This is a genomic window from Roseobacter ponti (assembly GCF_012932215.1).
GTDB classification, from domain to species: domain Bacteria; phylum Pseudomonadota; class Alphaproteobacteria; order Rhodobacterales; family Rhodobacteraceae; genus Roseobacter; species Roseobacter ponti.
In genome coordinates this window covers 1969741-1993461 of the sequence record NZ_CP048788.1, presented here as the reverse complement: position 1 = coordinate 1993461, position 23721 = coordinate 1969741, and the positions used below count along the sequence as shown (strand labels likewise).

The window sequence follows — 23721 nt, the reverse complement described above, 5'->3', positions numbered from 1 at the left end:
GCTGACAAATCACCTTATGTCCGCAATCTCGATCCAGTCGCTGCACTATACATGGCCCGGTGCCACAGAAGCGGTGCTGAACATCGGCAGATTTGATCTGCAAGCGGGTGAAACTGTGTTTCTGTCCGGGCCGAGCGGCAGCGGAAAATCCACTCTGCTGGCCGCCATCGCGGGCGTGATCGACATTCCGGACGGCACGGTCACAGTCCGGGGCCAGGATCTGAGCGCGCTCTCAGGCTCTGCGCGCGACAGGTTTCGGGCGGCGCATCTGGGGATCATATTCCAGGTTTTCAATCTCCTGCCCTGGCTCAGCCCGGTGGAAAATGTCCTTCTGCCCTGCCGGTTTTCCGGCATCAGACGACAGCAGGCGGGGCCGGATCCCGCAGTAACAGCAGCACACCTGCTAAGGGATCTGGGGCTGGGCGACCCTGCTCTTCAGAACGCACCGGCGAGCGCGCTGAGCGTCGGCCAGCAGCAGCGCGTTGCTGCCGCACGGGCCCTGATCGGCGCACCGGGGGTCGTGCTGGCGGACGAACCGACCTCGGCGCTTGATGAGGATGCAAAAACCGGATTTGTCGATCTGCTGCTGCGCGAATGCGCCGCTGCCGGGACAAGCCTTCTTTTCGTGAGCCATGACCGCTCTCTTGCCCGCCACTTCGACCGGGCGGAAGATCTGCGCGATCTGCAGAGCGCGGGCGTGCCATGCTGAAACTAAGCCTGAAAAGCCTGATCAACCGGGGCTTTGTTGCTCTGCTTACCGTATTAGGCATCGCTCTGAGTGTGGCGCTGATCCTCGGCGTTGAACGCCTGCGCACAGAAGCCCGCGCCGGGTTTGCCAACTCGGCCTCTGGCATTGATCTGATCGTCGCCGCGCGCGGAAACGATGTGCAGATCCTGATGGCTACGGTCTTTGGTGTCGGCTCGACCGGGACCGGCATCAGCCCTGAAAGCTATCAGATGATCTCGGATCTGCCACAGGTCAGCTGGACGGTTCCGCTGCTGATGGGTGACAATCACCGCGGCTATCCGGTGATCGGCACCTCGGCGGCATATTTCGACCGCTTCCGCCACAGCGGCGGACAGCCGCTCGCGTTTCGCAGCGGCGGGGTTTTCCGCTCAGAAGACGGCGCCGTGGTGGGAGCAGGGGTGGCCGATGCCTTCGGCTATGTACCGGGCAGCGTGATCGTCAATGCACACGGATCCGGGCAGGTGGCTTTTGAGATCCACGATGAGGCGCCGTTTACGATCTCAGGTGTTCTTGAACGCACGGGCACCGCGACCGACAGAATGGTTTTCGTCTCGCTCAAAGGTTTTGACACCCTGCACCAGAACACAGCCCGGCAACCGGCCGATCCTTTTGCAACTCCGCCTCAGGCGCCTGTGACACAGCAAAACCCTGATCCCGATGCCGCACCGGATGGTCATGCCGGGGAGCACATCGGGGGCGATGACGACACAGCAGGAGATGCGGACCGCGGCCATCTGCCCGGCACAATCAATGCGATCTACGTCGGTCTGACAGACAAAATTGCCGTCCTGTCCGTGCAGCGAATTGTCGCCGGATACCGCGGCGACGCCCTGAGCGCGGTCATGCCCTATGTTGCGCTGCTGCAGCTGTGGTCACTGACGGGAACTGCGGAAACCGCGTTGCGCCTGATGGCGGCAGCGGTGGCGGTCGCCGGTGTGACCGGCATGGTGGTTATGCTCTCCGCAGCTCTCGAAGTGCGCCGTCGTGAGTTTGCCATCCTGCGATCAGCAGGGGCCACACCGGTGGATATTCTCACGCTTATCCTGATTGAGGCAGCCTTTCTGATGATCGCGGGCATTGTTCTCGGCTATATGGCCCTGCTGGTGATCACCGGCTTCGCTGATCCGGTACTGGCCGAAAGCTTCGGGTTGCGGATCGGGCTGACATGGCCAACTTTTCGTGAGGCACTTCTAATCCTTGCGGTTTTCTGCTCTGGTCTGCTTGCCGCTGTTGTTCCGGCCATACGGGTCTACCGGATGACCCTGGCGGACGGCCTGTCGATGCGGCTCTGACCGGGAGACTATGGAATGATCCGATTTTTCACACAGATGCTGGCACTGGTTCTGACCGTCGCTCTTGCACAGTCCGCGATGGCCAGCGAGGAACGTACCATCAACTGGGACGATCTGCTGCCCGAAGTCCGGCCCTTTCACGATCCGTTTGCGGAAATGGGTTATGAACAGATCGGCAATCTGGCGCGGCTTTTCCGCATGGAAGGTCAGCTTGAGAACGGAAACGACAGCCAGATCAGAGAAGAAGCCGACAACCTGCGCAATCAGCTGATTGCCGAAGGCCTCGATCCCGACGACCTGTTCCGGCAGCGTGATATCGTGATGACTGAGCGCAGGCTGGCCGCCACGTCGGTCAACCCCGACCTTAACGGAACGCCCGTGCGCATGCCGGGATACATCCTCCCACTGGAAATGACCGGCGAGAAGGCTGTGCAGTTTTTGCTGGTGCCTTATGTCGGCGCCTGCATTCACACGCCCACGCCACCTGCCAACCAGATGGTTTTCGTCAGTTTTGAGGACGGCTTTACGGTCGACGGGCTTTATAAACCGGTCTGGATCCGCGGCGAGATGCGCGCGCAAAGCCGCACGCAAACCCTCAGCTTTGTGGACGGACAGGCAGAGATTGAGACGAGCTACGCCATGCAGGCGCTCTCGGTTGAGCCTTACACGCGGTAGAGGCCGGTCCGCCGACACCCCGTTTCAGAGCGGCCTGATTTTTAGTTCGGTAATCCTGTTGCCGTCCCGCGCGCAGACTTCAAAGCGGAAGCCGTGAAACGAGAACACCTGACCTGTTGTCGGGATCATCTGCGCTTCATGAATGACCAGGCCGGCGATTGTGTTGGCCTCTTCATCGGGCAGGTTCCAGTCGGTCGCGCGGTTAAGATCGCGGATCGTCATTGCCCCGTCGACCACATACATCCCGTCGCCGGTCTGCTGCACCGGGTATTCGCCATCAGGGTCGAATTCGTCGGTGATTTCGCCCACAATCTCTTCGAGAATGTCTTCCAGGGTGATCAGACCCTGCAGCGACCCGTACTCATCTACCACAAGCGCAAAATGCGTGCGGCGGCGCAGAAACTGGCGCATCTGTTCATCAAGGGTCGAGGTTTCGGGCACGAAATAGGGCTTCATCGCCACATCGGCGATGTCGAAATCGCGCAGTTTCGATGCGTCCCCCTCAGGGCCACCAATAATCTTGTACATCGCGCGCAGCAGATCCTTGGCATGGATCACGCCGACAATGTTTTCCGGATCCTCTTTGAAGACCGGCAGGCGGGTGTAATTCGACTGCAGACACTGCTCAAGGATCGTTTCGGGCTCTGCATTGGCATCGATCATCTCAATGCCGGAGCGATGCAGCATGATCTCTTCGACCGCGCGCTCATTGAGATCGAGCGCGCCAAGGATCCGGTCACGATGCTCTTTCTCGACCACACCTTCCGAGTGACCGAGATGCAACGCGCCTTCGATCTCAGCGTGTACGTCAAGAATGTTGCTGTCCGGATCAATACGAACTCCGAAAACACGCAGCACACCGCGCACGAAATAGCGCACAGCCGCGACAACGGGCGAGAACACTTTGACGATGATCGAAATCGGTGCCGAGACCAGGGCTGCGGCGCGTTCGGAATTGGTAATCGCATAGGTCTTGGGCAGAACTTCGGCAAAGATCAGCACCAGAAGCGTCATGACCAGCGTGGCAAGCGCCACACCACTTTCGCCGAAAGCACGCGTAAAGATCGACGTGGCCAGCGACGCCGCGAGGATATTCACGAGGTTATTGCCCAGCAGCACCGAGCCTATAAGCCGTTCGTTGTCTTCAGTGATCTTCAGCGCGCGTTCGGCACCGCGCGAGCCTTTGTCGGCCTGGCTGCGCAGTTTACCGCGAGAGGCCGCTGTGAGCGCGGTTTCGGAACCTGAGAAAAAGCCGGACAGAACCAGCAGAAAGAGAATAACGCAACTTGTGATCCAGAAAGCTGCATCAAGCGTTGCGGAGGCGGGGTCCATCTGGGAAATTACCTTTGAAAGTCGATCCCTTGGTTATGGGGGCGTGCGGGGCGTCATTCAAGGGGGCTGACACACGCCATACCCGGACAGTCGCCGGAAAACACACCCTGAAATACGCGTTACCTTTGCCCGGGGACTGTTGTGGGGCCGGAGTGCAAAACGTCGATGCCGGTTCGTGCCTTGCGGATCGTGCCGGCTGCATACGCCGGGTTTCTCCCCTGTGATCATTCAGGGTGCGCTCTTCACGGGTTGCTTTCGGGATCGCTAACCGGACCAGGACGGATGGAAAATCATTGACGGGGAGGCGCGGGTCACGGTGCCGGCACATTCGCTATCCCGTGAGGCACAGCGCCGAAACGCGCCATCTGCGATACTCCGCTAAGCCATCTGAATACCGGCGCAGGGCTGCGAGGCGGCTTTACTCGCCCTTCTGCGATGCCTTACCCTTGCCTCTGACAGCAGGATATTCCGCAAGCGGGTGGTGTTTCAGCACCAGATCAGACAACCGCGCTTCGAGAACATGGGTATAAATCTCGGTGGTCGCCACATCAGCATGCCCCAGCAGGGTCTGGATAGACCGCAGATCGGCGCCATGGGCCAGCAGATGCGTCGCAAAGGCATGGCGCAGCGTGTGTGGCGTCACTTTCTGCGGGCTGACCCCTCCGGCCACGGCAAATTCTTTGATCAGCGTATAAAACCGGTGCCGTGTCAGATGCCCGGAGACGCCGCGCGAGGCAAAAAGGAATTTTGACGCGGGAGCACCTGATGCCCGGCGCTTGTCCTCCCCGGCATCACGCAGCCTGAGCCACTGCGCCAGGGCATCGCGTGCCGGCGCCGAAAGCGGCACCATGCGTTCTTTCCCGCCCTTGCCCATAATAAGCAGCATCCGCGGATCGCCCCGCGTGGCACTGACGGGCAAAGAGACAAGCTCCGTCACCCGCATGCCGGTGGCGTAAAGCAGTTCCATCAGACAGGTATTGCGCGCCTTGTCCGACGGCGACCGGCCGGCCGTGCGTGCCGCTTCAAGCAGCCTGTCCACCTCATCTTCGGACAGTGTTTTCGGCAGACGTTTGTCGCGTCCCGGCCCGGTGATCTGAATGGCGGGGTTATCGCTGCGCCAGCCTTCCTCAAAGGCAAACCGGTAGAGTTGCCTGATCGCCGACAGGCGCCGCGCACGGGTCGCGCGCGACAGTCCCGCGGCGTCGCAGCTGATCAGATAATTTTCCACATCGGCCTTTGTCGCCGCCTCAAACGCGAGATCTTTTGCTGTGAGCCAGGCCGCGAAATCCTGCAGATCGCGGCCATAGGCCAGCAGCGTGTTGCGCGCGGCTCCGAGCTCAGCGGCCTGTGCTTCGAGAAAGACAGAGATCCAACTGTCACCGGCCATCAGCTGTACCGGTCCAGCAGCAGGATCTGCAGGGCGGCACGACGCGCGGTATCTTCCTGACCCAGCGCGCGCAGGGTGGCCAGCGCCCCGGTCAGGGCCGCCGGATCACCGGCAGCGCCCTGCTCAAGCAGCACCAGACAGCGCAGAAGCGCCTCTCCAAGCTGCTCGCGCGCCGCCAGTGCCGTCAGATCTGTACGCACCCCTTTGCCCGCGAAAGCATCTGAAATCGCCATTGCACTCAGCGACCAGCCCGAGGCATCGCCGGGCTGGCCTGCTGCGATTGCGGCATAAAGCGGCTCGGTGCCCGGATGCCGCGCGGCTTCGCGGTAATCCAAAGACAAGAGCCCGAGTGTGCGCGCGATCCGGGCGGCCTCCGCAGTAAGTTCCGCAGATGTCAGCCTGTCGGCAAAGAGCCCCGCGAAAGGTACTTCGAGGCCCGCCGGCCGGACCGCCTCCCAGGCGTTTACCAGTGTTGCGGAAATCTCCGCAGCATCCCCGCCGGACAGCGCGGTTTCAAATTTCTGGACCGCTGCCACACGGTCCCAGATGCCGCCCGATGCCGCAGGCTCGCGGGCCGTGTAAAGACCCAGCAGCTGATTGTCCGCAAGCGTGCCGGCACGGGCCAGACGCTCGGCAGCTTCGAGCTGCGATTTCCAGCCCGACAGATCACGCAGATCGGCGACCGCATAAGCGCGTGGCAGAAACCGCGTCGGAAGAGGCTCGCCCACAGATTCGTGCAGGCGAAAAAGCAGGGGGGTGATCACCGCCGGCGGCACCAGTGCCGGATCGCCCTCAAAGAGATCCGGATCGAGAAACCGTTCCAGCAGACCGGTCTGCGCAAGCGGCACCGCCCCGAGTGCGCGGCCGGTATCAAAAAGCAGTGCCGCGGTGCGCCAGTCCCCGCCACGGACCGCACAGAAGATGCGGTGGCCTGCCGTGGGCGCCAGTCGTGGCATGCTGTTGAGACTGTCACAGGCCAGATCCTCGTCACCGGTCAGCAGAGCAACATCAAGCCAGGCCGCAAAATGCGCCGCATCCCGGGTGGCGCCAGCCTGTTCGATCAGCGCACGCGCCGGATCGAGCGCACCTGCACGCACCAGCGCCCCGGCGCGTGCCAGCGTGAAACTGTCGCGCGCCATCAGATCATTGCCCGGCCCGAAGCTTTCTGTGAGCAGCAGCCGGTAAAGCAGCGCCTGGCCCGCCGGCACCCGCAGATCGGGCAGCCGCGTGATCAGCCTGCCAAGCGCATCGGGGTCACTGCCGGTCCAGAGCGTACGGGGCAGGTTGGTCACGCTGGCCGGCACCAGCCCGACGGTGCGCCAGGTTTCCTGCTCCAGCGGGGTCACATCCACTTCCGGCGGCACGCGGGCTCCCGGTGCCGTGCCCGGATCCGGCAGGGGGGTTACGACAACAGGTTCCGGCTCGGAATGCCGGTGCACCCAGTCGATCACCGACAGGGGTTGCTGCTGCGCAAGCGCATGACCGCTCCAGAGCAGAGCCGCCAGCACGCCGAGTGCAGGCTTAATTGGTTTCCAGGGTGACAGGGACGCGTACCTCATTCTGCGGGGCGGCAAAATCCACGCCAAAGAACGGGCCGACATAGGCATAGCCGGTCAGCCCGATAAATCCGATTATCAGGAGAAATACGATAAGTTTAAAAATGCGTCCCATTTGCCCGTCCTGCCTGCAGTGCCTGTTGTTTTGATGAACTTATATATGGCCTTTTCATGAATATCACGTCATTCAAAAGAATATGAGTGAAATTGAGCAATCCCTGGCCGATCAGAGCGCCACAGGGGCGTTTCATCTGAAAAAGACCATTGTGATGGTCGGCATGATGGGCGCCGGAAAGACGGCTGTCGGACGGGGACTGGCGCAGCTCCTGGATGTTGAGTTTCTTGATTCTGACGCCGAGATCGAGCTTGCGGCAAATATGACTGTGCCCGAAATATTCGCCCGCGACGGCGAGCCGTTTTTCCGTGCGCGCGAGACCGAAGTGATCACCCGCCTGCTGCAGGGCAGACCCTGCGTCCTGTCGACAGGTGGCGGGGCTTTTCTGTCGGCTGCAAACCAGGCCCGGATCAGCCAGCACGGTGTGGCGATCTGGCTTGATGCGGATATTGACCTGCTCTGGAGCCGAGTGAAACACCGCGACACCCGGCCACTGCTGCGCACGCCCGATCCGCGCACCACACTGGAAAAGCTCTGTGCGGAACGGGTGCCGGAATACAGTAAGGCCGATCTTCGCGTGCCCTGCGCGCCGCCGGTCTCGATCGAAGCGATGGCCGCACGGGTGGCGCGCGCGCTGCTGACAAGGCCCGATGTTCTGGAGCGCACCGATGACTGAGATCGTCAGAGTGGACCTGCCGGGCCGCGCCTATGAAGTGCGCATCGGCCCGGGCCTGATTGCACAGTCCGGCGCACATATAGCACCCTTGCTCAAACGCCCGCGGGTCGTCGTGATCAGCGACGAAACCGTGTCCGGCCTGCACCTCGATGCGCTGAGCCACGGTCTGGGTGCTGAAGGCATTGAAATGGAAGCCCTCGTACTGCCGCCCGGTGAGGCGACAAAGTCATGGGGACCGCTTGAGCAGTGCGTCGAGTGGCTTCTGGATCAGAAAACTGAACGCGGCGATATCGTTGTGGCCTTTGGCGGGGGGGTTATCGGGGATCTCGCGGGCTTTGCCGCTGCTATCCTGCGCCGCGGTGTCCGTTTTGTGCAGATCCCCACGTCACTGCTTGCCCAGGTGGACAGTTCTGTCGGCGGTAAAACAGGCATTAACGCGCCCCAGGGCAAAAACCTGATCGGCGCTTTTCACCAGCCGTCACTGGTGCTGGCGGATACCGACGTTCTGGGCACCCTCACGCCACGCGATTTCATCGCAGGCTACGGTGAGGTGGTAAAATACGGGCTTCTGGGTGACGCCGGATTTTTTGAATGGCTGGAGACGAACGGTCCCGCGCTCGCGGCGGGTGACATGCCGACCCGCGTCGAAGCCGTGCGCCGGTCGGTGCAGATGAAGGCCGACATCGTGATCCGCGACGAGACCGAACAGGGCGACCGCGCGCTGCTGAACCTTGGCCACACCTTCGGGCATGCGCTGGAGGCCGCAACAGGGTATTCTGACCGCCTGCTGCACGGTGAGGGCGTTGCCATCGGCTGCGCGCTGGCCTTTGAGCTTTCCGCGCGCCTCGGTCTGTGCGCGCAGGAGACACCCGGCCGGGTACGTGCGCATCTGCGTGCCATGAACATGAAAACCGAACTGTCGGATATCGACGGCGATCTGCCGGATGCGGCCACACTGCTCGAGCTCATGGGGCAGGATAAAAAAGTGGTGCAGGGAAAGCTGCGGTTTATCCTCGCACGGGGCATCGGCGAGGCCTTTGTTACAGCAGACGTGCCACCGGGAGAGGTGCTGCGCGTACTCGAAGACGCGTTGCGATAAGGCGGTCAGGGCCGGCGGATGACCATCGCGTGCTTGTCCTCTGAGGAAAATCCGACGGCCTCGTAAAACCCTTTTGCGCCGCGGCGCTGGCCGGTCAGCAGCATGACCTTATATGCATCCGCAGCCCAGGCGCGCTCCAGCGCAGCCCCGATTGTCAGCCGCCCGAAGCCCTCGCCGCGCCGGTCCTTTCGCGTCACCACATTCTCGATGAGCGCATAGGGACGTGCGTCCCAGGTGACATTGGGCAGCAGGTGCAGTGTCACCATCGAGACAAGAAAATCACCCTCAAAGGCACCGGTCACAGTGGTGCCGGGATGTTCCAGCACCCTGTGAAAGGCCGTTCGGTCACAGGCCGGTGGCCCGAGGGTGAGGTCAGTGTAAAGCTCAAGTGCTGCCGCAGTATCCGCCCGGGTCAGCAGGCGTATGGCAGGCCGGATCATCAGAACGGGATTTCATCGTCCAGATCACGCGAAGGTGCCGGACCGGAGGTGCCGCCGCCACCGCTACCACCGCCGCTGCCATAGCTGTCGCCGCCGCGGTCATCATAGCCCTGATCTCCGCCGCCGCCGCCGCCAAATCCACCGCCGCCACCTTCACCGCGCCCGTCAAGCATGGTCAGCGTGCCGCCATAGCCCTGCAACACAACCTCGGTGGAATAACGGTCCTGGCCGGACTGGTCCTGCCACTTGCGGGTCTGCAGCTGGCCTTCGATATAGACTTTGGACCCTTTGCGCAGATACTGCTCGGCAATCCGCACGAGACCTTCCTGGAAAATAGCGACCGAATGCCATTCCGTGCGCTCTTTGCGCTCGCCTGTGTTGCGGTCTTTCCATGTCTCGGATGTGGCGATGCGCAGGTTGCAGACCTTGCCGCCGTTCTGAAAACTGCGGACTTCCGGGTCACGCCCCAGATTGCCGATGAGAATAACTTTGTTTACTGAGCCGGCCATATTGGTGCCCCCCCTCATACTGCTTTTTGTTCTGACGCACCGGCCGAATCCGGTCGCGCGTGATCGCGTCGAACCTATACCCTTGGCCCCCTCTTTGGAACACGCATAAACCCGCGCAGGGGCAACAAACGGACAACACCGGCACGCACAGACGGGGTGGCGTATCGCAACCGGGTTTCCTATAGTGATCCCCGGGTCTAAGGCGACGGGGTTTTTATAAGAGATGATGCGGACAGTCACTGCACTGGCACTGACCGTGGCGACAGGGGCAACGGCTCTGTCGGCTGAGACCGTGTCGACAAAAAGCCGCAACAAGCTCTTCTCGTCGCAGATCAGCGTGCTCGATAACCGCGCTTCTGATCAGTACAACAACTCTGTACGCCTCAAACCCCAGTCCGTGCACGTGCCGACAAAATGGGACAAGGCCTATAAGGGCCCTTATACAGGCCCGTTTCTGGTGATGGCAAAATCCGCCGCGCGCAAGCACGGGGTGCCGGAAGATCTCTTTCTGCGCCTGGTACAGCAGGAATCAAACTGGAACCCGAAAGCAAAATCTCACAAGGGCGCGCTCGGGCTGGCGCAGCTGATGCCGGCCACTGCAAGGGCACTGCGCGTTGATCCGATGGATCCGCTGCAGAACCTTGAAGGCGGTGCGCGCTATCTCGCAAATCAGTACCGCACTTTCGGCTCCTGGCGTCTGGCACTGGCGGCTTACAACGCGGGCCCCGCAGCGGTACAGAAATATGGCGGAATTCCACCATACCGGGAAACCCGGAATTACGTTAAAGTCATAACAGGCCAGTAAATACGAGACTTTCTTCCCGTTTTACGTGTCCCGAAAGTTGTATCCTCAGAGGGTCAACTTTCTGTTAACCTTTCACATTACGCTCAAGTCCGGGCCACAGTCCTGCCCGAATTCCCCGTCAGATTGCAGGTAAGGGAACGAGGGAGATGCCAAAAAATGGCAACAGCAAACTTTCACGCACGCCTTGAGCGTATTCAGAAATCGCAGAACCGAAATGCGGCCCCGGTGCGCAATGTGCCGGTACGAGAACTCAGCTCGCACATGCCCGGCGCCACCCCCGCGGGCATGGTCCGCCGTCGCCGCCACCCGGTTTTTGAGCATCTGCGCGCCCTCTGCGGCGGGGCTCTGCTGGGTTTGCTGGCCGCTGTGACGAATGTCGGCCTGACGTGGGAAGGTTCCCCCTGGGGGCCGGGCACCGAACTCAGCGGGATCATCTGGTGGCCGGCAATGGGATCACTGGGTCTGGCCGCCGTTCTGATGCTGGCCTCACTCATTCTCGCGTCCCGGCGTCCTGGATTCGCGCTTTTCTCACTGGGCTACCTGAGCGCGCTGATGCTCGCCCTTGTCGCCTGATCTCTGGAGGGATCAAACAGGAAAGGGCCGCGTAACTGTTTACGCGGCCCTTTTTTTTGCGTCTGCAAGACGCTTATTCCGCCGCAACACCGATTTCGATGACCGGCTCCATTTCCGCGAGCTTCTCATCGCTCAGGTGACATTTGATCTGGTGATCACCGGGCAGGCGCCGCACAGGCGGGACTTCTTTTTCACACAATCCGCCCGGCACTTCTGATTTCCAGCGGCAACGCGTCTGGAACGGGCAGCCCGGCGGCGGGTTCATTGCCGACGGAATATCCCCCTCGAGCACAATATGCTTTTTCTTCACCGAAGTATCAGCGATCGGCACCGCCGAGAGCAGCGCTTCGGTATAGGGGTGATAGGGCGGCGAGAAGACCTGATCCGTGGTGCCAAGCTCAACCACATGGCCCAGATACATAACCATCACCCGGTCGCTGAGATAACGCACAATCGACAGATCGTGGCTGATAAAGAGAAGCGTGGTCTTCTGTTCGCGCTGGATCTCCATCAACAGATCCGTGACGGCCGCCTGAACCGACACATCCAGCGCTGAGACAGGCTCATCGGCCACAACGATCCGCGCATCCCCCGCAAAGGCCCGCGCAATGCCCACACGCTGTTTCTGGCCGCCGGAAAGCTGGCGCGGCATGCGCGTTGCAAACTCACGCGGCAGCTTCACCAGATCAAGCAGCTTAAGCATCCGCTGCGTGCGGTCCTTTTCGTTCTCCCCGATGCCAAAGATCTCCAGCGCGCGGATAATCTGGCGCCCGACGGTCATCGACGGGTTCAGCGTGTCAAAGGGGTTCTGAAACACCATCTGCACTTCGGAAATCGTTTTGGTGTCACGTTCCTCAATCGGTGTATTTCCGATTGAACGGTTATCCAGCAGGATCTCTCCTTCGGTCGCCGTCTCGAGCCCCATCAGCACCTTGGCAAAGGTGGATTTACCACAACCCGACTCTCCGACAATCGCCAGCGTCTCGGATTCGCGGGCCTCAAAACTCAGCGTCTCATTGGCTTTGACAACCTTCCTGTCGCCGCCGCCAAATATCGCATTGGCAGCTACCTCATAATATTTTTTGAGGTTATCCATCTTCAGGACAACATCGCCGATTTCGCCCTTGGTTTTGACCTCGGCAAGTTCCATCGGCGCGTCCCAGTCGATTTCCTGAAACTTCAAACAACGCGTCGCATGCCGGTCGTTGCCGGGCACGCTCTCCATCAGGATCTGACCCTGATCACAGCGGCCAGCCTCAAAGTAGTCGCAGCGCGGACCGAAATTACATCCCGGGGGACGTTCATGGGGCAGGGGGAAGTTGCCCGGAATGGCGACCAGCGGGCGCGCGTTCTTGTCGGCCCCCGGCAGCGGGATCGACCGGAAGAGCGCCTGCGTATAGGGATGCTGCATCTTGTCAAAGACATCCTCGATGGAGCCGCGCTCCACCGCCTCACCCGAATACATCACACAGATCCGGTCACAGGTCTCCAGAACCAGTCCCAGGTTGTGGCTGATAAAAAGCATCGAGGTGCCGTATTTGCGCCCCAGATCCTTAACCAGTTCCACAATCGCCGCCTCAACGGTCACATCAAGCGCCGTCGTCGGTTCATCGAGGATAAGCAGCGATGGCTCAGACATCAGCGCCATCGCAATGACGATCCGCTGCTGCTGCCCGCCGGAAAGCTGGTGCGGGAAGGCATTCAAAATCCGCTTCGGATCCGGCAGTTTCACATCTGTGACAACCTGCAACGCGCGCTCATAGGCCTCTTTTTCAGAAGCGCCCGCGTGGATCATCGGCACTTCCATCAGCTGCTTGCCGATCTTCATCGCCGGGTTCAGAGAGGCCATCGGCTCCTGGTAGATCATCGCAATCTCAGAGCCGCGGATGTCGCGCAACTCCTCGTCACTCATCGCCCCCAGATCGCGGCCCTTGAAATGAATCGAGCCCCCCACGACCCGGCCGTTCTTGCCCAGATCCTGCATGACCCCAAGCGCCACCGTCGATTTACCGCAGCCGGATTCGCCAACAAGACCCACGGCCTCGCCAGGCTGAACCACCACGGAAAAATCCATAACCGCCGGAATTTCCCGCAGCCGCGTAAAGAATGAAATGGAAAGCTTGTCGATCTCCAGAATGGGACCGCTGTACTCTGGCTTTGGCATTGTTGTCTCCTCTCTGGAGCATCTCTTTCGAAACCCGTTCCGGCTTCTCTGGCTCGTAAATATCCCGGGGGGTCAGGGGGGCAGCGCCCCCCGTCCCCTCAGATCAGTCGCGCAGGCTTTCCTCGCGCAGCCCGTCCGCCAGCAGATTGAGCCCCAGCACCAGCGTGAGAAGCGCCAGCGCGGGTGCAATCGCTGCATGTGGGTAAAGCGCCAGCAAACGCCGGCCTGCGTTGATCGTGCTGCCCCAGTCGGGGCTTTCCGATTCCAGACCCAGACCAAAGAAGCCAAGGGTCCCGAGCAGGATCGTGGTATAGCCGATCCGCAGACAGAAATCGACGATCAGCGGGCCACGTGCGTTGGGCAGGATTTCCCAGAGCATGATATACCAGGGGCCTTCGCCCCGCGTCTGGGCTGCAGCCACATAGTCACGCGTCTTGATGTCCATCGCAAGGCCCCGCACGATCCGGAAAACCGTGGGCGAGTTCACGAAAACAACTGACACAAAAACCACCAGAATGCCCGGATCGATGTCGAAAAGATCAAGGAACTTCGGCAGACCCGGTATGGCATAGGTCGGTGTTGCAACCACTGAGCCGTCGGTTGAGACCAGCGACAGATAAAGCCATCCCAGACCACCCAGCACGCCAATGAGCAGTGGTGTGCGCACTTTCGGCTGTGTGTAGTACCGCGAGTTGAGCAGGATACACATGAAGATCAGCGGGAAGACGAACAGAAAGAGCGCCATATAGTTGGGAATGCCCGTCAGCACGATCTCCGGAGTTACCAGCAGGTAAAAGAGCAGGATCACCGGGAAGGCGAGAATGAGGTTCGCCAGAAACGACAGGATCGTGTCCAGACGACCGCCATAGTAGCCCGCCGGCAGACCCAGCGTGATGCCCACCATAAAGGCAAAGAGCGTGGCAATCGGTGCAATCTGCACCACCACCCAGGCACCTTTGATCAGGCGGCTGAAGACGTCACGTGCAAGGTTGTCTCCCCCCAGCAGGAAATAGGCATATTCACCCTCGTCCGGGCTGCGCATCGGGGTGCCGGGGGATTTGTTTTTCATCCCTGAGACCTGGCTCAGCGGATCATGGGTGACCAGCATGTCGAGCGGGCCGCCGTAGACGCCTGTAAAGACCCAGAACATGACAAGACCAAAGCCGATCATGCCGATGGTGCTGTCGAAAAGCTTACCATAAAGCCCCAGGCGGCGCTTGTAGGTGATCGACAGGGTGAAAAGGACAATCAGCGAAATCCACACGGGACCAAGCTGAATGAACATGCGGGCGATGATGCTGACCCAGGAAAGTTCTTCCATCTCTCAGTCCTCCTTTATGCGATGCGGATGCGCGGGTTAAGATAGACGTAGCCGATATCCGATATCAGCTGCGTCACCAGAACCACGGCGACCGAGACAACCGAAACCGCCAGCAGCAGCTCGATGTCATTGTTTCCCGCCGCCTGCACCAGCAGCCAGCCAAAGCCCTTGTAGTTAAAGAGCGTCTCGACGATCACCACACCGTTCAGCAGCCAGGGAAACTGCAGCATGATCACCGTAAAGGGGGCAATCAGCGCATTTCGCAGAGCATGCTTCATAACGATATCGGAGAACTTCACGCCTTTGAGGCGCGCCGTGCGGATATACTGCGCCGTCATTACTTCCGTCATCGACGCCCGCGTCATCCGTGCGATATATCCCATGCCGTAGAGGGCGATGGTTATCACCGGCAGGGTGAAATTCTCAAAAGTCGCGTTCTCCATGGCGGAGGTTGCCGACCCCTTGAACCACTTCAGCCCCACGGCCGATGAGGCAAAGACCGCGATGAAGATAACGCCAGAGACGTATTCCGGCGTCGCCGTCGATGCGATCGAGAAGGTCGAGAGCGTCCGGTCCGTGACCGACCCTTCGCGCATGCCCGCCAGCACACCGATCAGAAGCGCCATCGGCACCATCACCAGCATCACCGCAAACATCAGCTTGCCCGTCAGACCCAGCCTCGTCGCCACGATACCGCCCACATCCTCCTTGAAGACGGTCGAAAAGCCCCAGTCGCCCTGGATCACGCCGCAAAAACTATCGCGGTCTTCTTCGGGTGTGCCGGAGGCAAAACATCTGCCCGTGACCGCGCCGGTCTCCGGGTCCTCCCAGGTCCAGCCCGGCAGAACGCCCAGCCACTGACCAAATTTGACCGGCATCGGGTTGAGATAGCCGTTTTTGTCCAGAAAACTGGTCACGGCCTCGTCCGACATACGGAAGTTCCCCTGCGTTTTCGCAAGTTTTTCAAGGTTCGGATACAGATTGGTAAGCCAGAACACGATGAACGTGAGGCATAACGCCGTCAGTATCATCACGCCCAGGCGTCTGAGTATGAATAGTCCCATGGGTGCCCCTGTTGGTGGCTGTGGCGTGACTTTGCACGTCTGTTATCGGGGATCTTTTGCCCCCGGTCTTGTCATTGAAACTCTATCAGGCATGAACCGGGGGCGCGCGTCAACGCGAACATACGTCCGAAACTGGTCTTTTTGCGACATGCCCGGGTCGCAAACCCGCAGTCCCGCCAGCGACGCTCTTTGCCGCGGTTCAGGCAGCCTCGGCTGCCGGCTGTGCTGCACGGCGCAGTCCGGTTGGCGTCATGCGGGTATGTTGCTGCATGAACCGCGTGAAATAGGCCGCACTGCCAAAGCCCAGATGCCGGGCGATATCCTGTGCCGGCACCCTCGTGGAGGTGAGCAGCAGCCGGGCTTCGTGCAACACCCGTTCGGTGAGCAGATCCGCCGCCGTGCGCCCTGTCGACGCCCGGCAGACGCGGGTAAGGTGGGTGGGGGTAACACCAAGCGCCGCGGCATGATCGGCCATCGTCATGGGCGCCCGGAAATGTTCAGAGATCCGCCTGCAGTAGGCCGCCGTCAGCCTTCCCGCCGCGTTGCGCTTTTGCGGTGCGTGTTCCTCAAGCGCCATCTGGCGCTGCAGCCAGACCGAGATGAGCGCACCATGCGCTTCCATCGCCTGTCCGGTCAGCGGTCTTGCAGTGCTCTGCTCGCGGGTTGCCGCCTCCATCAGCACCGTCAGTTCGGACATGGCACTGACCTCGCGGATCCGCAGCAGTCTGGGCATCTGCGGAAAGAGGATCTGACAGCCTTCGGGCACGATCACAGCCTGGCCCACGCCCTGTCTCCCCAGATCAAGTGCAAAGAGATGCCGCGCCGGCACGATGATCGCATTATGGGTGCCGACCCCGCGGCGCTGCCCGTCCAGCAACAGGCGCCCCTGGCCACGGGTGATCCAGATCAGCAGCTGCTCGGCGCGATCATGCGCAAGGCTCAGGCGCCAGTTCTGGGTGCCGGCCAGTTGCGACAGGGAGACAATATGAAGGTCAGAGGTATCCATACAACTATTCCGTGAATAATCGCTAATTTACAGGTTTTTACCCGCGTAGCGTAGTTCCGACCCTCTGTCAGTTCTTTTCAGACAAGTTCTTTCAGGCTGAGTCCGCGGGGACACGCTGCCAGTCGCGCATTTTTGAGCGGAACCAGGTGCGTTGACGCTTGGCAAACTGCCGGGTGGCGATCACGGCCGCCTCCCGCGCTTCGGCAAGGCTCATTTCACCACGCAGATGCGCGATCAGCTCCGGCGCACCGATGGCGCTGTGCGCGGGCAGGGCGGGGTCATAGTCGGCCAGCAGCGCCGCGGCCTCTTCCAGCGCGCCGCCGGCGATCATCAGATCAAGACGCCGTTCAATGCGGGCATTGAGCCAGTCTTTATCTGCCTCAAAAACCAGACAGTGCGCACGGGCTTCGGGCAGGGCGGGCGCACCGGTCTCTGCCTGCCAGGAGGCCAGACCGCGCCCCGTTGCCTGCAGGACTTCCCATGCACGCTGCACCCGCGCCCGGTTTGCCGTGTCGATCTGTGCACGTGTCGGGGCGTCAAGCGCGGTAAGCATTTCTGCGCGGTCTGCCGCATCGCCCCGCACACGGATCTCTGCCGGGACAGCGGGAATATCAGCAAGCCCCCGGGTCAGAGCCGAGAAATAAAGCCCTGTACCGCCCACAATGACCGGACGCGGGCCGTCCTGCAGCAAAGGCCGGACGTCACGCAGCCAGTGCCCGGCAGAGTAACTCTGATGCGCGCCGACATGGCCATAAAGATGGTGCGGCGCCTGTGCTTCTTCCTCTGCTGACGGCCGCGCGGTCAGCACCCGCCAGCAGTCATAGACCTGGCTTGCATCGGCATTCACGATCACGCCGCCCTGCGCGGCGACGATCTCCAGCGCCAGCGCTGATTTGCCCGAAGCCGTGGGCCCTGCGATCAGAACAGGCTGCTCTGCGGACAACCCGGCCGGGAGCCTGTGCACAGGCGCTGAGACAGAATTCGCCATTTTTCGCCCGGACCCTCGCACGGTGCATTGAAGTCGCCTGTGTTTTCCGACATTTTGCGCGGCAGGAACACCCCTGTCAGGAGCACAAAATGACCCAGTCTGAGCATCAAGTCACTTTCAGGCGGGTTATGCTGAAGATATCCGGCGAGGCGCTCATGGGGGATCAGGGCTACGGGCTGAACCCGCCCACGGTCGAACGGATCGCCAGAGAAGTGCAGTCGGTGCATGAAATGGGCGTCGAGATCTGCATGGTGATCGGTGGCGGCAATATCTTCCGGGGTCTGCAGGGCTCCGCCCAGGGGATGGAACGCACGACGGCCGATTATATGGGCATGCTCGCCACGGTAATGAATGCACTGGCGATGCAGTCCGCCCTTGAAGGTCTGGGCATCCACACACGGGTCATCTCGGCCATCACTATGAACGAAGTGGCCGAGCCCTATATCCGCCGCCGTGCCGTGCGCCACCTTGAGAAAAAGCGGGTGTGCATCTTTGCCGCCGGTACCGGAAACCCTTATTTCACGACCGACACGGCGGCCACCCTGCGCGCCAATGAGATGTCCTGCGAGGCCATTTTCAAAGGCACCAAGGTGGACGGCGTCTATGACAAGGACCCGGCCAAACACGACGATGCCGTGCGCTATGACACCGTCAGCTATGATGACGTGCTGGCCAAACGCCTGGGCGTCATGGATGCCTCGGCCATTGCACTCGCGCGGGATAATAACCTGCCGATCATCGTCTTTTCGCTTGATGAGCCGGGCGGGTTCCGCGGCATTCTGGCGGGCGAGGGCACCTATACAAGGGTGCAGGGCTGAGGCCGGGAGGCCACGGACCGGCGGCTCCGGACAACAGCGGCTGGCCTTTTCCGCGCGTCCCGACGTATATAAATGACAACATACCGCGCCCTGCGGGCGCGCTTAATCACTGCGGCAGGAAATTTACCCATGTCTGATGACTTTATGCTGGATACCGATGATCTTGAACGCCGGATGGACGGCGCGATGTCGTCGCTGAAAACGGAATTCGCCTCATTGCGCACCGGCCGGGCGTCGGCCTCGATGCTGGAGCCGGTGATGGTCGATGCCTACGGGCAACGCACACCGATCAACCAGGTCGGCACCGTTAACGTGCCGGAATCGCGCATGGTCACCATCAACGTCTGGGACAAAGCCCTGGTGGGCAAGGTGGAAAAGGCGATCCGTGAAAGCGGCCTCGGCATCAACCCGCAGCTCAACGGCACAATCATCATGCTGCCGATCCCCGAACTGAACGAAGAACGCCGCCGCGATCTGACCAAGGTCGCAGGCCAGTATGCCGAACACGCGCGGGTTTCGGTGCGCAATGTGCGCCGCGACGGTATGGACCAGATCCGCAAAGCCAAAGGCGACGGCCTGTCGGAAGATGACCAGAAGCTCTGGGAAGGCGAAGTGCAGGAAATCACCGATCGCTATATCAAAATGATCGATGATCTGCTGGCGACAAAACAGTCAGAAATCATGCAGGTCTGACGCTCTGAACGCCCCGTTTTCCATAATAATGACAGATTCCGGCGTTTAATAAGTTGATTACATGCGTGTGGTAACGCAAAAAGAGGGGCATAAAAATGCCCGAGCAGTAACCGAGGGAGCACTGATATGGCGCTCAAACGCCAACCCCAGCACGGCCAGGTCCCCGGCTGCCCGCATCATGTGGCGATCATTATGGATGGCAACGGACGCTGGGCGACACAGCGCGGCCGCCCGCGGCTGTTCGGTCACCACGCCGGCGCGCGCCGGGTGCGCGAGATTGTCGAAGCCTGTCCGCATGTCGGCGTGCGATATCTGACGATATTTGCCTTTTCGACGGAAAACTGGAAGCGCACTCAGGTTGAGGTCGCCGGCCTGATGAACCTGTTTCGCCGGTATATTATCCGCGAAACCAAAGCGCTGATGGCCAATGGTGTCTGCGTGCGCTTTATCGGCGACCGCGACCGGCTGGATAATAAACTGATCACGCTGATGAACGATCTGGAAGCGGCAACGGCCGCGAATGATGTTGTTCACCTGACCATCGCGATCAACTATGGTGGCCGCGATGAGGTCTCCCGCGCGACACGCCGCCTGGCGCAGGACGTGGCGGACGGCAGGCTCCGGCCCGAAGACGTCGATGAGGAAACCCTGCCACGCTATCTCGATACCTGCGTTCTGCCCGACCCGGATCTGGTGATCCGGACCAGTGGCGAGGCGCGCATTTCCAATTTTCTGCTCTGGCAGTCGGCCTATTCCGAATACGAATTCATCGATACGCTCTGGCCTGACTTTACCCGGACTGAGTTTGAAAGCCTGTGCTCCGCCTTCGGCGGACGCGATCGCCGCTATGGTGGCGTAAGGCCGTGAGGCAGCTGTGAGCGGCGCCTCCGAAAAGTGGTCTGACCTTGCGATCCGTATGGGCTCCGGTGCTGCGATGGTGGTGCTGGGTCTGCTCGGCGTCTGGGTCGGCGGACATCTTTTCCACGTCATGGTGGCGCTGATCTGCGGGCTGATGGTCTGGGAACTGGTGCGCATGGTGCATCCCGACGGCCCGCCCGTGGCCCTGCAACTGGGCGGTCTCGCGGGGGCGGCGACACTTGTGGCAATTTATCTGCCCCCGGGATTTGCGCTGCCGGTGCTGCTGGCGCCTGCGCTCGTGGGATTCGGGCAGCTCGCAGCATACCGCACGATCTTTATGGTCTTCACCGGCATGGTCCTGCTGGCCGGCTTCGGCATGATGCAGGTGCGCGACGACATGGGTTTTGTCTGGATGCTCTGGCTGGTGCTGGTGGTCGTGGCCACGGATGTGGTCGGCTATTTCGCCGGGCGCACCATCGGTGGCCCGAAGTTCTGGCCCCGCGTCAGCCCAAAGAAAACATGGGCCGGCACCGGGTTCGGCTGGATCGGTGCGGCCCTCGTCGGATACATATTCATGTCCCGCACAGGCGTGGGCCCGCAACTCATCGGCGTTTCTGTTGCCGTCTCCATGGCGAGCCAGATGGGTGATATCGCGGAAAGCGCAATCAAACGGCGCGTCGGCGTCAAAGACAGCTCCAATCTGATCCCGGGCCACGGCGGTCTGCTCGACCGGTTTGACGGCATGCTGGGGGCGTCGGTTTTTCTGCTGATCACCGGCCCCATTCTGACGCCGGGCTGGCTGGTCTGACGCATGCGCAGGGTCAGCATCTTCGGCGCAACCGGCTCGATCGGGCAGAACACAATCGATCTGATTTCCAGGGCACCTGACGACTATGACGTGGTGGCACTGACCGGTGCCGGCAATATCGCGCAGCTTGCGGCTGATGCCAGACGCCTCAGGGCGGATATCGCGGTCACCGCACATGAGCATCTGCTGGAAGAGTTGCGCACGGCACTGAACGGCTCCGGTGTCAAAGCGGCCGCCGGCACCGCTGCGCTGACCGAAGCCGCAGCGCGCCCCGCAGACTGGGTCATGTCGGCCATCGTCGGCGCGGCAGGGCTCGCACCCGGCCTTGCAGCCCTTGAGCAGGGCGCGACGCTCGCGCTGGCCAATAAGGAATCCCTCGTCTGCGCCGGTCGCCTGATGCTTGAGACAGCGCGACGGCATGAGGCCCGTCTGTTGCCGGTGGACAGCGAACATTCAGCCGTTTTTCAGGCGCTGACCGGTGAAGATATGAACGCTGTCGAGCGGGTGATCATCACCGCCTCTGGTGGCGCGTTCCGTGACTGGGACATTGATGATCTGCCGCATGCCACGCCTGACGAGGCTTCGTCACATCCTAACTGGGATATGGGACAGCGGATCACAATCGACTCCGCCTCTATGTTTAACAAAGCGATGGAATTGATTGAAACCCGTGAATATTTTGGCGTTTCGCCTGATCAGATCGAAGTACTGATCCACCCGGAATCACTTATACACGCCATGGTGGGTTTCAGGGACGGCGCGCTGATGGCGCATGTCGGCCCGCCGGATATGCGCCACGCCATCGGCTACGCGCTGCACTGGCCCGAGCGCCGCGCGCTGCCGGTTGAACGGCTGGATCTGGCGGCCATCGGACAGCTGAGTTTCCGCGCGCCCTGTGACACCCGATGGCCCGCTCTGCGTCTGGCCCGCGAGGTCATGCAGACCGGGGGTCTCGCGGGCGCGGTGTTCAACGCGGCCAAGGAAACCGCCCTCGACGGGTTCATCGCCGGTAAGATCGGATTTACCGGCATGGCAGAGGTGGTCGAAGAGGTTCTGAACCTCGTCACTGCGCAACCAGGTCACATTGATGCCACCATGACCCTTGATAACGTCGCCGCAACGGACCATCTCGCACGCAGAGAAGCATGGTCCGTCATCAACAGAAGAGCAGGTCAGTAATTTGGATTTTATGTCGTTTATTCCTCAGTTTGGTGGCCTGCTCTGGACCATCGCAGCCTTTGTTCTGGCGCTTTCGGTGATCGTTGCGATCCACGAATACGGTCATTACATCGTCGGCCGGTGGTCAGGCATTCATGCGGATGTGTTTTCCCTGGGCTTCGGGCCGGTGCTCTGGTCGCGCGTCGATAAGCGCGGCACGCGCTGGCAGGTCGCGGCACTGCCGTTTGGCGGCTATGTGAAATTCGCAGGTGACGCCAATGCGGCATCGGGCAAGGATGAAGAGGCCATGGCAGAGGTCGTGGACGACCCTGTCCGCTTGCGGGCGACGATGCACGGCGCCCCCCTCTGGGCCCGCACCGCCACTGTGGCGGCCGGTCCGGTCTTTAACTTTGCGTTGTCGATCGCTGTTTTTGCGCTGATCCTGCTCAGTACCGGCGTCACACGCGGACAGCTGACCGTGGGTGAACTGCATCCTCTTCCTGTCGAAAACCGCGGTCTTCAGGCAGGTGACGTACTGCTGGCCGTCGGCGGCGTGCCGTTGCCGTCGACGGATGACGAAACTTATTCCGGCGCGCTCGACGGACTTGAGCGCAGCCCGGTCGTCGACATCACCGTGGAACGGGCAGGGCGCGAAGAAACCGTAAAGGGGTCCTGGATTTTTCCGCCGATTGTCAGCTCACTGAGCCCGCAGTCAGCAGCCTTTGACGCAGGTCTCGAGGCGGGTGACGTGATTACCGCAATTGACGGCGCGCCGATCTTTGCATTCGACCAGCTCAAGGAAGCGGTCGAGGGCGGCGAGGGGGCACCGCTTGATCTGACCGTCTGGCGCGCAGGTGCCGCGGACACGCTCGCCATGACCATGACACCGCGCCGCGTGGACGAACCGCAGCCCGATGGCGGGTTTGAAACCTACTGGCGGATCGGCATCGCCGGCGGCTTTGCCTTTTCACCCGCGACCACAACACCCGGGGTTTTTGAAGCACTTGGCCTTGGCGTGCAGCAGACCGGACGGATTATCACAAGCTCGCTCTCGGGCCTTGGTCATATGATCGCCGGCAGCATCAGCACCTGCAATCTCAGCGGCCCCATCGGCATTGCCCAGACATCCGGGGCGATGGCCAGCCAGGGCGCGGAATCCTTTATCTGGTTCATCGCCGTGCTCAGCACCGCCGTGGGGATGCTGAACCTGTTCCCTGTGCCGGCGCTCGACGGCGGGCATCTGGTGTTTTACGCCTATGAAGCGGTGTCCGGCAAACCACCCAGCGACGGCGCGCTGAAAGTGCTTATGACGCTGGGGCTTGCGATGGTTCTGACGCTGATGGTCTTTGCGCTCGGCAACGATATTTTCTGTCCGTGATGGTGCTTTTCCCGTCGCGCCGGTCGAAAATGCCTCAGTTTTGCCACAATCGGACAAACTGACGCCGTAATCTGCCGGTATTTCTGGCTCTGTAAATGAACGGAGGGCCGACATGCAGGCAGTACACAACGGATATCGCGGGCTCAGCCTCCTGATGGATCTGAACTGGGACCGCGTTCTATACGTCAGCACCATCGTGCTGGCACTCGCAGCGGGCGCATGGCTGGGAACAGTCATTCAGTGACCCGTTTGTGACAG

Annotated in this window: 25 protein-coding genes; 14 read left to right on the top strand and 11 right to left on the bottom strand. The window is 61.0% G+C overall.

From position 1 onward, the window contains the following. The first annotated feature begins 16 nt into the window (after positions 1–16). The 3 genes from G3256_RS09545 to G3256_RS09535 are packed head-to-tail and all read left to right on the top strand — an operon-like array spanning position 17 to position 2715. Entirely contained in the window at positions 17–709 is a 693-nt protein-coding gene (locus tag G3256_RS09545; RefSeq protein WP_206040724.1) for an ABC transporter ATP-binding protein, read from the top strand. Then, positions 703–2040 (top strand): ABC transporter permease, encoded by a 1338-nt coding sequence (locus tag G3256_RS09540; protein WP_169640599.1) that lies wholly within the window; start codon positions 703–705, stop codon positions 2038–2040. The genes G3256_RS09545 and G3256_RS09540 overlap by 7 nt, the downstream gene beginning before the upstream one ends. Before the next feature lie 15 nt (positions 2041–2055). Continuing rightward, entirely contained in the window at positions 2056–2715 is a 660-nt protein-coding gene (locus G3256_RS09535) for a DUF3299 domain-containing protein (RefSeq protein WP_169640598.1), read from the top strand. Between the two features lie 24 nt (positions 2716–2739). Here G3256_RS09535 and G3256_RS09530 read toward each other — a convergent pair whose 3' ends face one another. From G3256_RS09530 to G3256_RS09515, 4 genes are all read right to left on the bottom strand, one after another. Next, complete coding sequence (locus G3256_RS09530; protein WP_169640597.1) at positions 2740–4047, bottom strand: HlyC/CorC family transporter; 1308 nt, start codon at positions 4045–4047, stop codon at positions 2740–2742. A 418-nt stretch (positions 4048–4465) separates the two neighbouring features. Then, on the bottom strand, positions 4466–5434 hold the full coding sequence (locus tag G3256_RS09525) for a site-specific tyrosine recombinase XerD (protein WP_169640596.1): 969 nt from the start codon (positions 5432–5434) through the stop codon (positions 4466–4468). Next, on the bottom strand, positions 5434–6993 hold the full coding sequence (locus tag G3256_RS09520; protein ID WP_246227507.1) for a hypothetical protein: 1560 nt from the start codon (positions 6991–6993) through the stop codon (positions 5434–5436). The genes G3256_RS09525 and G3256_RS09520 overlap by 1 nt, the downstream gene beginning before the upstream one ends. After that, the gene (locus G3256_RS09515; protein WP_169640595.1) at positions 6956–7105 is read right to left on the bottom strand and encodes a hypothetical protein; all 150 of its coding nucleotides are present in this window, start codon (positions 7103–7105) and stop codon (positions 6956–6958) included. The genes G3256_RS09520 and G3256_RS09515 overlap by 38 nt, the downstream gene beginning before the upstream one ends. Before the next feature lie 82 nt (positions 7106–7187). Here G3256_RS09515 and G3256_RS09510 point away from each other — a divergent pair, with 82 nt between their 5' ends. Together G3256_RS09510 and aroB are read left to right on the top strand one after the other, a co-directional pair. Then, positions 7188–7781, top strand: a complete 594-nt coding sequence (locus G3256_RS09510; RefSeq protein ID WP_169640594.1) for a shikimate kinase — start codon at positions 7188–7190, stop codon at positions 7779–7781. Beyond that, positions 7774–8880, top strand: coding sequence for a 3-dehydroquinate synthase (gene aroB, locus G3256_RS09505; protein WP_169640593.1), 1107 nt, complete (start codon positions 7774–7776; stop codon positions 8878–8880). The genes G3256_RS09510 and aroB overlap by 8 nt, the downstream gene beginning before the upstream one ends. Positions 8881–8885: 5 nt before the next feature. Here aroB and G3256_RS09500 read toward each other — a convergent pair whose 3' ends face one another. Continuing rightward, a complete protein-coding gene (locus tag G3256_RS09500; RefSeq protein WP_169640592.1) occupies positions 8886–9320 on the bottom strand; it encodes a GNAT family N-acetyltransferase in 435 nt (144 codons plus the stop codon). Continuing rightward, positions 9320–9829, bottom strand: coding sequence for a single-stranded DNA-binding protein (gene ssb, locus G3256_RS09495; RefSeq protein WP_169640591.1), 510 nt, complete (start codon positions 9827–9829; stop codon positions 9320–9322). The genes G3256_RS09500 and ssb overlap by 1 nt, the downstream gene beginning before the upstream one ends. A 223-nt stretch (positions 9830–10052) precedes the next feature. On the opposite strand from ssb, the gene G3256_RS09490 reads away from it, so the two are divergent. Together G3256_RS09490 and G3256_RS09485 are read left to right on the top strand one after the other, a co-directional pair. Continuing rightward, entirely contained in the window at positions 10053–10634 is a 582-nt protein-coding gene (locus G3256_RS09490; RefSeq protein WP_169640590.1) for a lytic transglycosylase domain-containing protein, read from the top strand. Positions 10635–10790: 156 nt separating this feature from the next. Continuing rightward, on the top strand, positions 10791–11207 hold the full coding sequence (locus G3256_RS09485) for a hypothetical protein (RefSeq protein WP_169640589.1): 417 nt from the start codon (positions 10791–10793) through the stop codon (positions 11205–11207). A gap of 73 nt (positions 11208–11280) precedes the next feature. On the opposite strand, the gene G3256_RS09480 is transcribed toward G3256_RS09485, so the two are convergent. From G3256_RS09480 to miaA, 5 genes are all read right to left on the bottom strand, one after another. Beyond that, positions 11281–13371, bottom strand: a complete 2091-nt coding sequence (locus tag G3256_RS09480; protein WP_169640588.1) for a dipeptide ABC transporter ATP-binding protein — start codon at positions 13369–13371, stop codon at positions 11281–11283. A gap of 103 nt (positions 13372–13474) precedes the next feature. Then, a complete protein-coding gene (locus tag G3256_RS09475) occupies positions 13475–14692 on the bottom strand; it encodes an ABC transporter permease (RefSeq protein ID WP_169640587.1) in 1218 nt (405 codons plus the stop codon). A 14-nt stretch (positions 14693–14706) separates the two neighbouring features. After that, positions 14707–15756, bottom strand: a complete 1050-nt coding sequence (locus G3256_RS09470) for an ABC transporter permease (RefSeq protein ID WP_169640586.1) — start codon at positions 15754–15756, stop codon at positions 14707–14709. A gap of 199 nt (positions 15757–15955) precedes the next feature. Further along, positions 15956–16762, bottom strand: a complete 807-nt coding sequence (locus tag G3256_RS09465; protein WP_169640585.1) for a helix-turn-helix transcriptional regulator — start codon at positions 16760–16762, stop codon at positions 15956–15958. Between the two features lie 91 nt (positions 16763–16853). Beyond that, on the bottom strand, positions 16854–17750 hold the full coding sequence (gene miaA / locus G3256_RS09460) for a tRNA (adenosine(37)-N6)-dimethylallyltransferase MiaA (protein WP_169640584.1): 897 nt from the start codon (positions 17748–17750) through the stop codon (positions 16854–16856). 89 nt (positions 17751–17839) lie between these two features. Here miaA and pyrH point away from each other — a divergent pair, with 89 nt between their 5' ends. The 7 genes from pyrH (at position 17840) to G3256_RS19315 (ending at position 23707) form a co-directional block, all read left to right on the top strand. Next, positions 17840–18568: a UMP kinase gene (pyrH, locus tag G3256_RS09455; protein ID WP_169640583.1), complete on the top strand. Its 729-nt coding sequence runs from the start codon at positions 17840–17842 to the stop codon at positions 18566–18568. Between the two features lie 129 nt (positions 18569–18697). After that, positions 18698–19261 (top strand): ribosome recycling factor, encoded by a 564-nt coding sequence (gene frr, locus G3256_RS09450; protein WP_169640582.1) that lies wholly within the window; start codon positions 18698–18700, stop codon positions 19259–19261. A gap of 126 nt (positions 19262–19387) precedes the next feature. Next, a complete protein-coding gene (gene uppS / locus G3256_RS09445; protein WP_169640581.1) occupies positions 19388–20128 on the top strand; it encodes a polyprenyl diphosphate synthase in 741 nt (246 codons plus the stop codon). Between the two features lie 49 nt (positions 20129–20177). Next, positions 20178–20927 (top strand): phosphatidate cytidylyltransferase, encoded by a 750-nt coding sequence (locus G3256_RS09440; protein WP_206040822.1) that lies wholly within the window; start codon positions 20178–20180, stop codon positions 20925–20927. A 3-nt stretch (positions 20928–20930) separates the two neighbouring features. Then, positions 20931–22106, top strand: a complete 1176-nt coding sequence (gene dxr, locus G3256_RS09435) for a 1-deoxy-D-xylulose-5-phosphate reductoisomerase (protein ID WP_169640579.1) — start codon at positions 20931–20933, stop codon at positions 22104–22106. Position 22107: 1 nt separating this feature from the next. Then, on the top strand, positions 22108–23463 hold the full coding sequence (rseP, locus tag G3256_RS09430) for an RIP metalloprotease RseP (protein ID WP_169640578.1): 1356 nt from the start codon (positions 22108–22110) through the stop codon (positions 23461–23463). Between the two features lie 112 nt (positions 23464–23575). Beyond that, positions 23576–23707: a hypothetical protein gene (locus G3256_RS19315; protein WP_281359578.1), complete on the top strand. Its 132-nt coding sequence runs from the start codon at positions 23576–23578 to the stop codon at positions 23705–23707. The last annotated feature ends 14 nt before the right edge of the window (positions 23708–23721 follow it).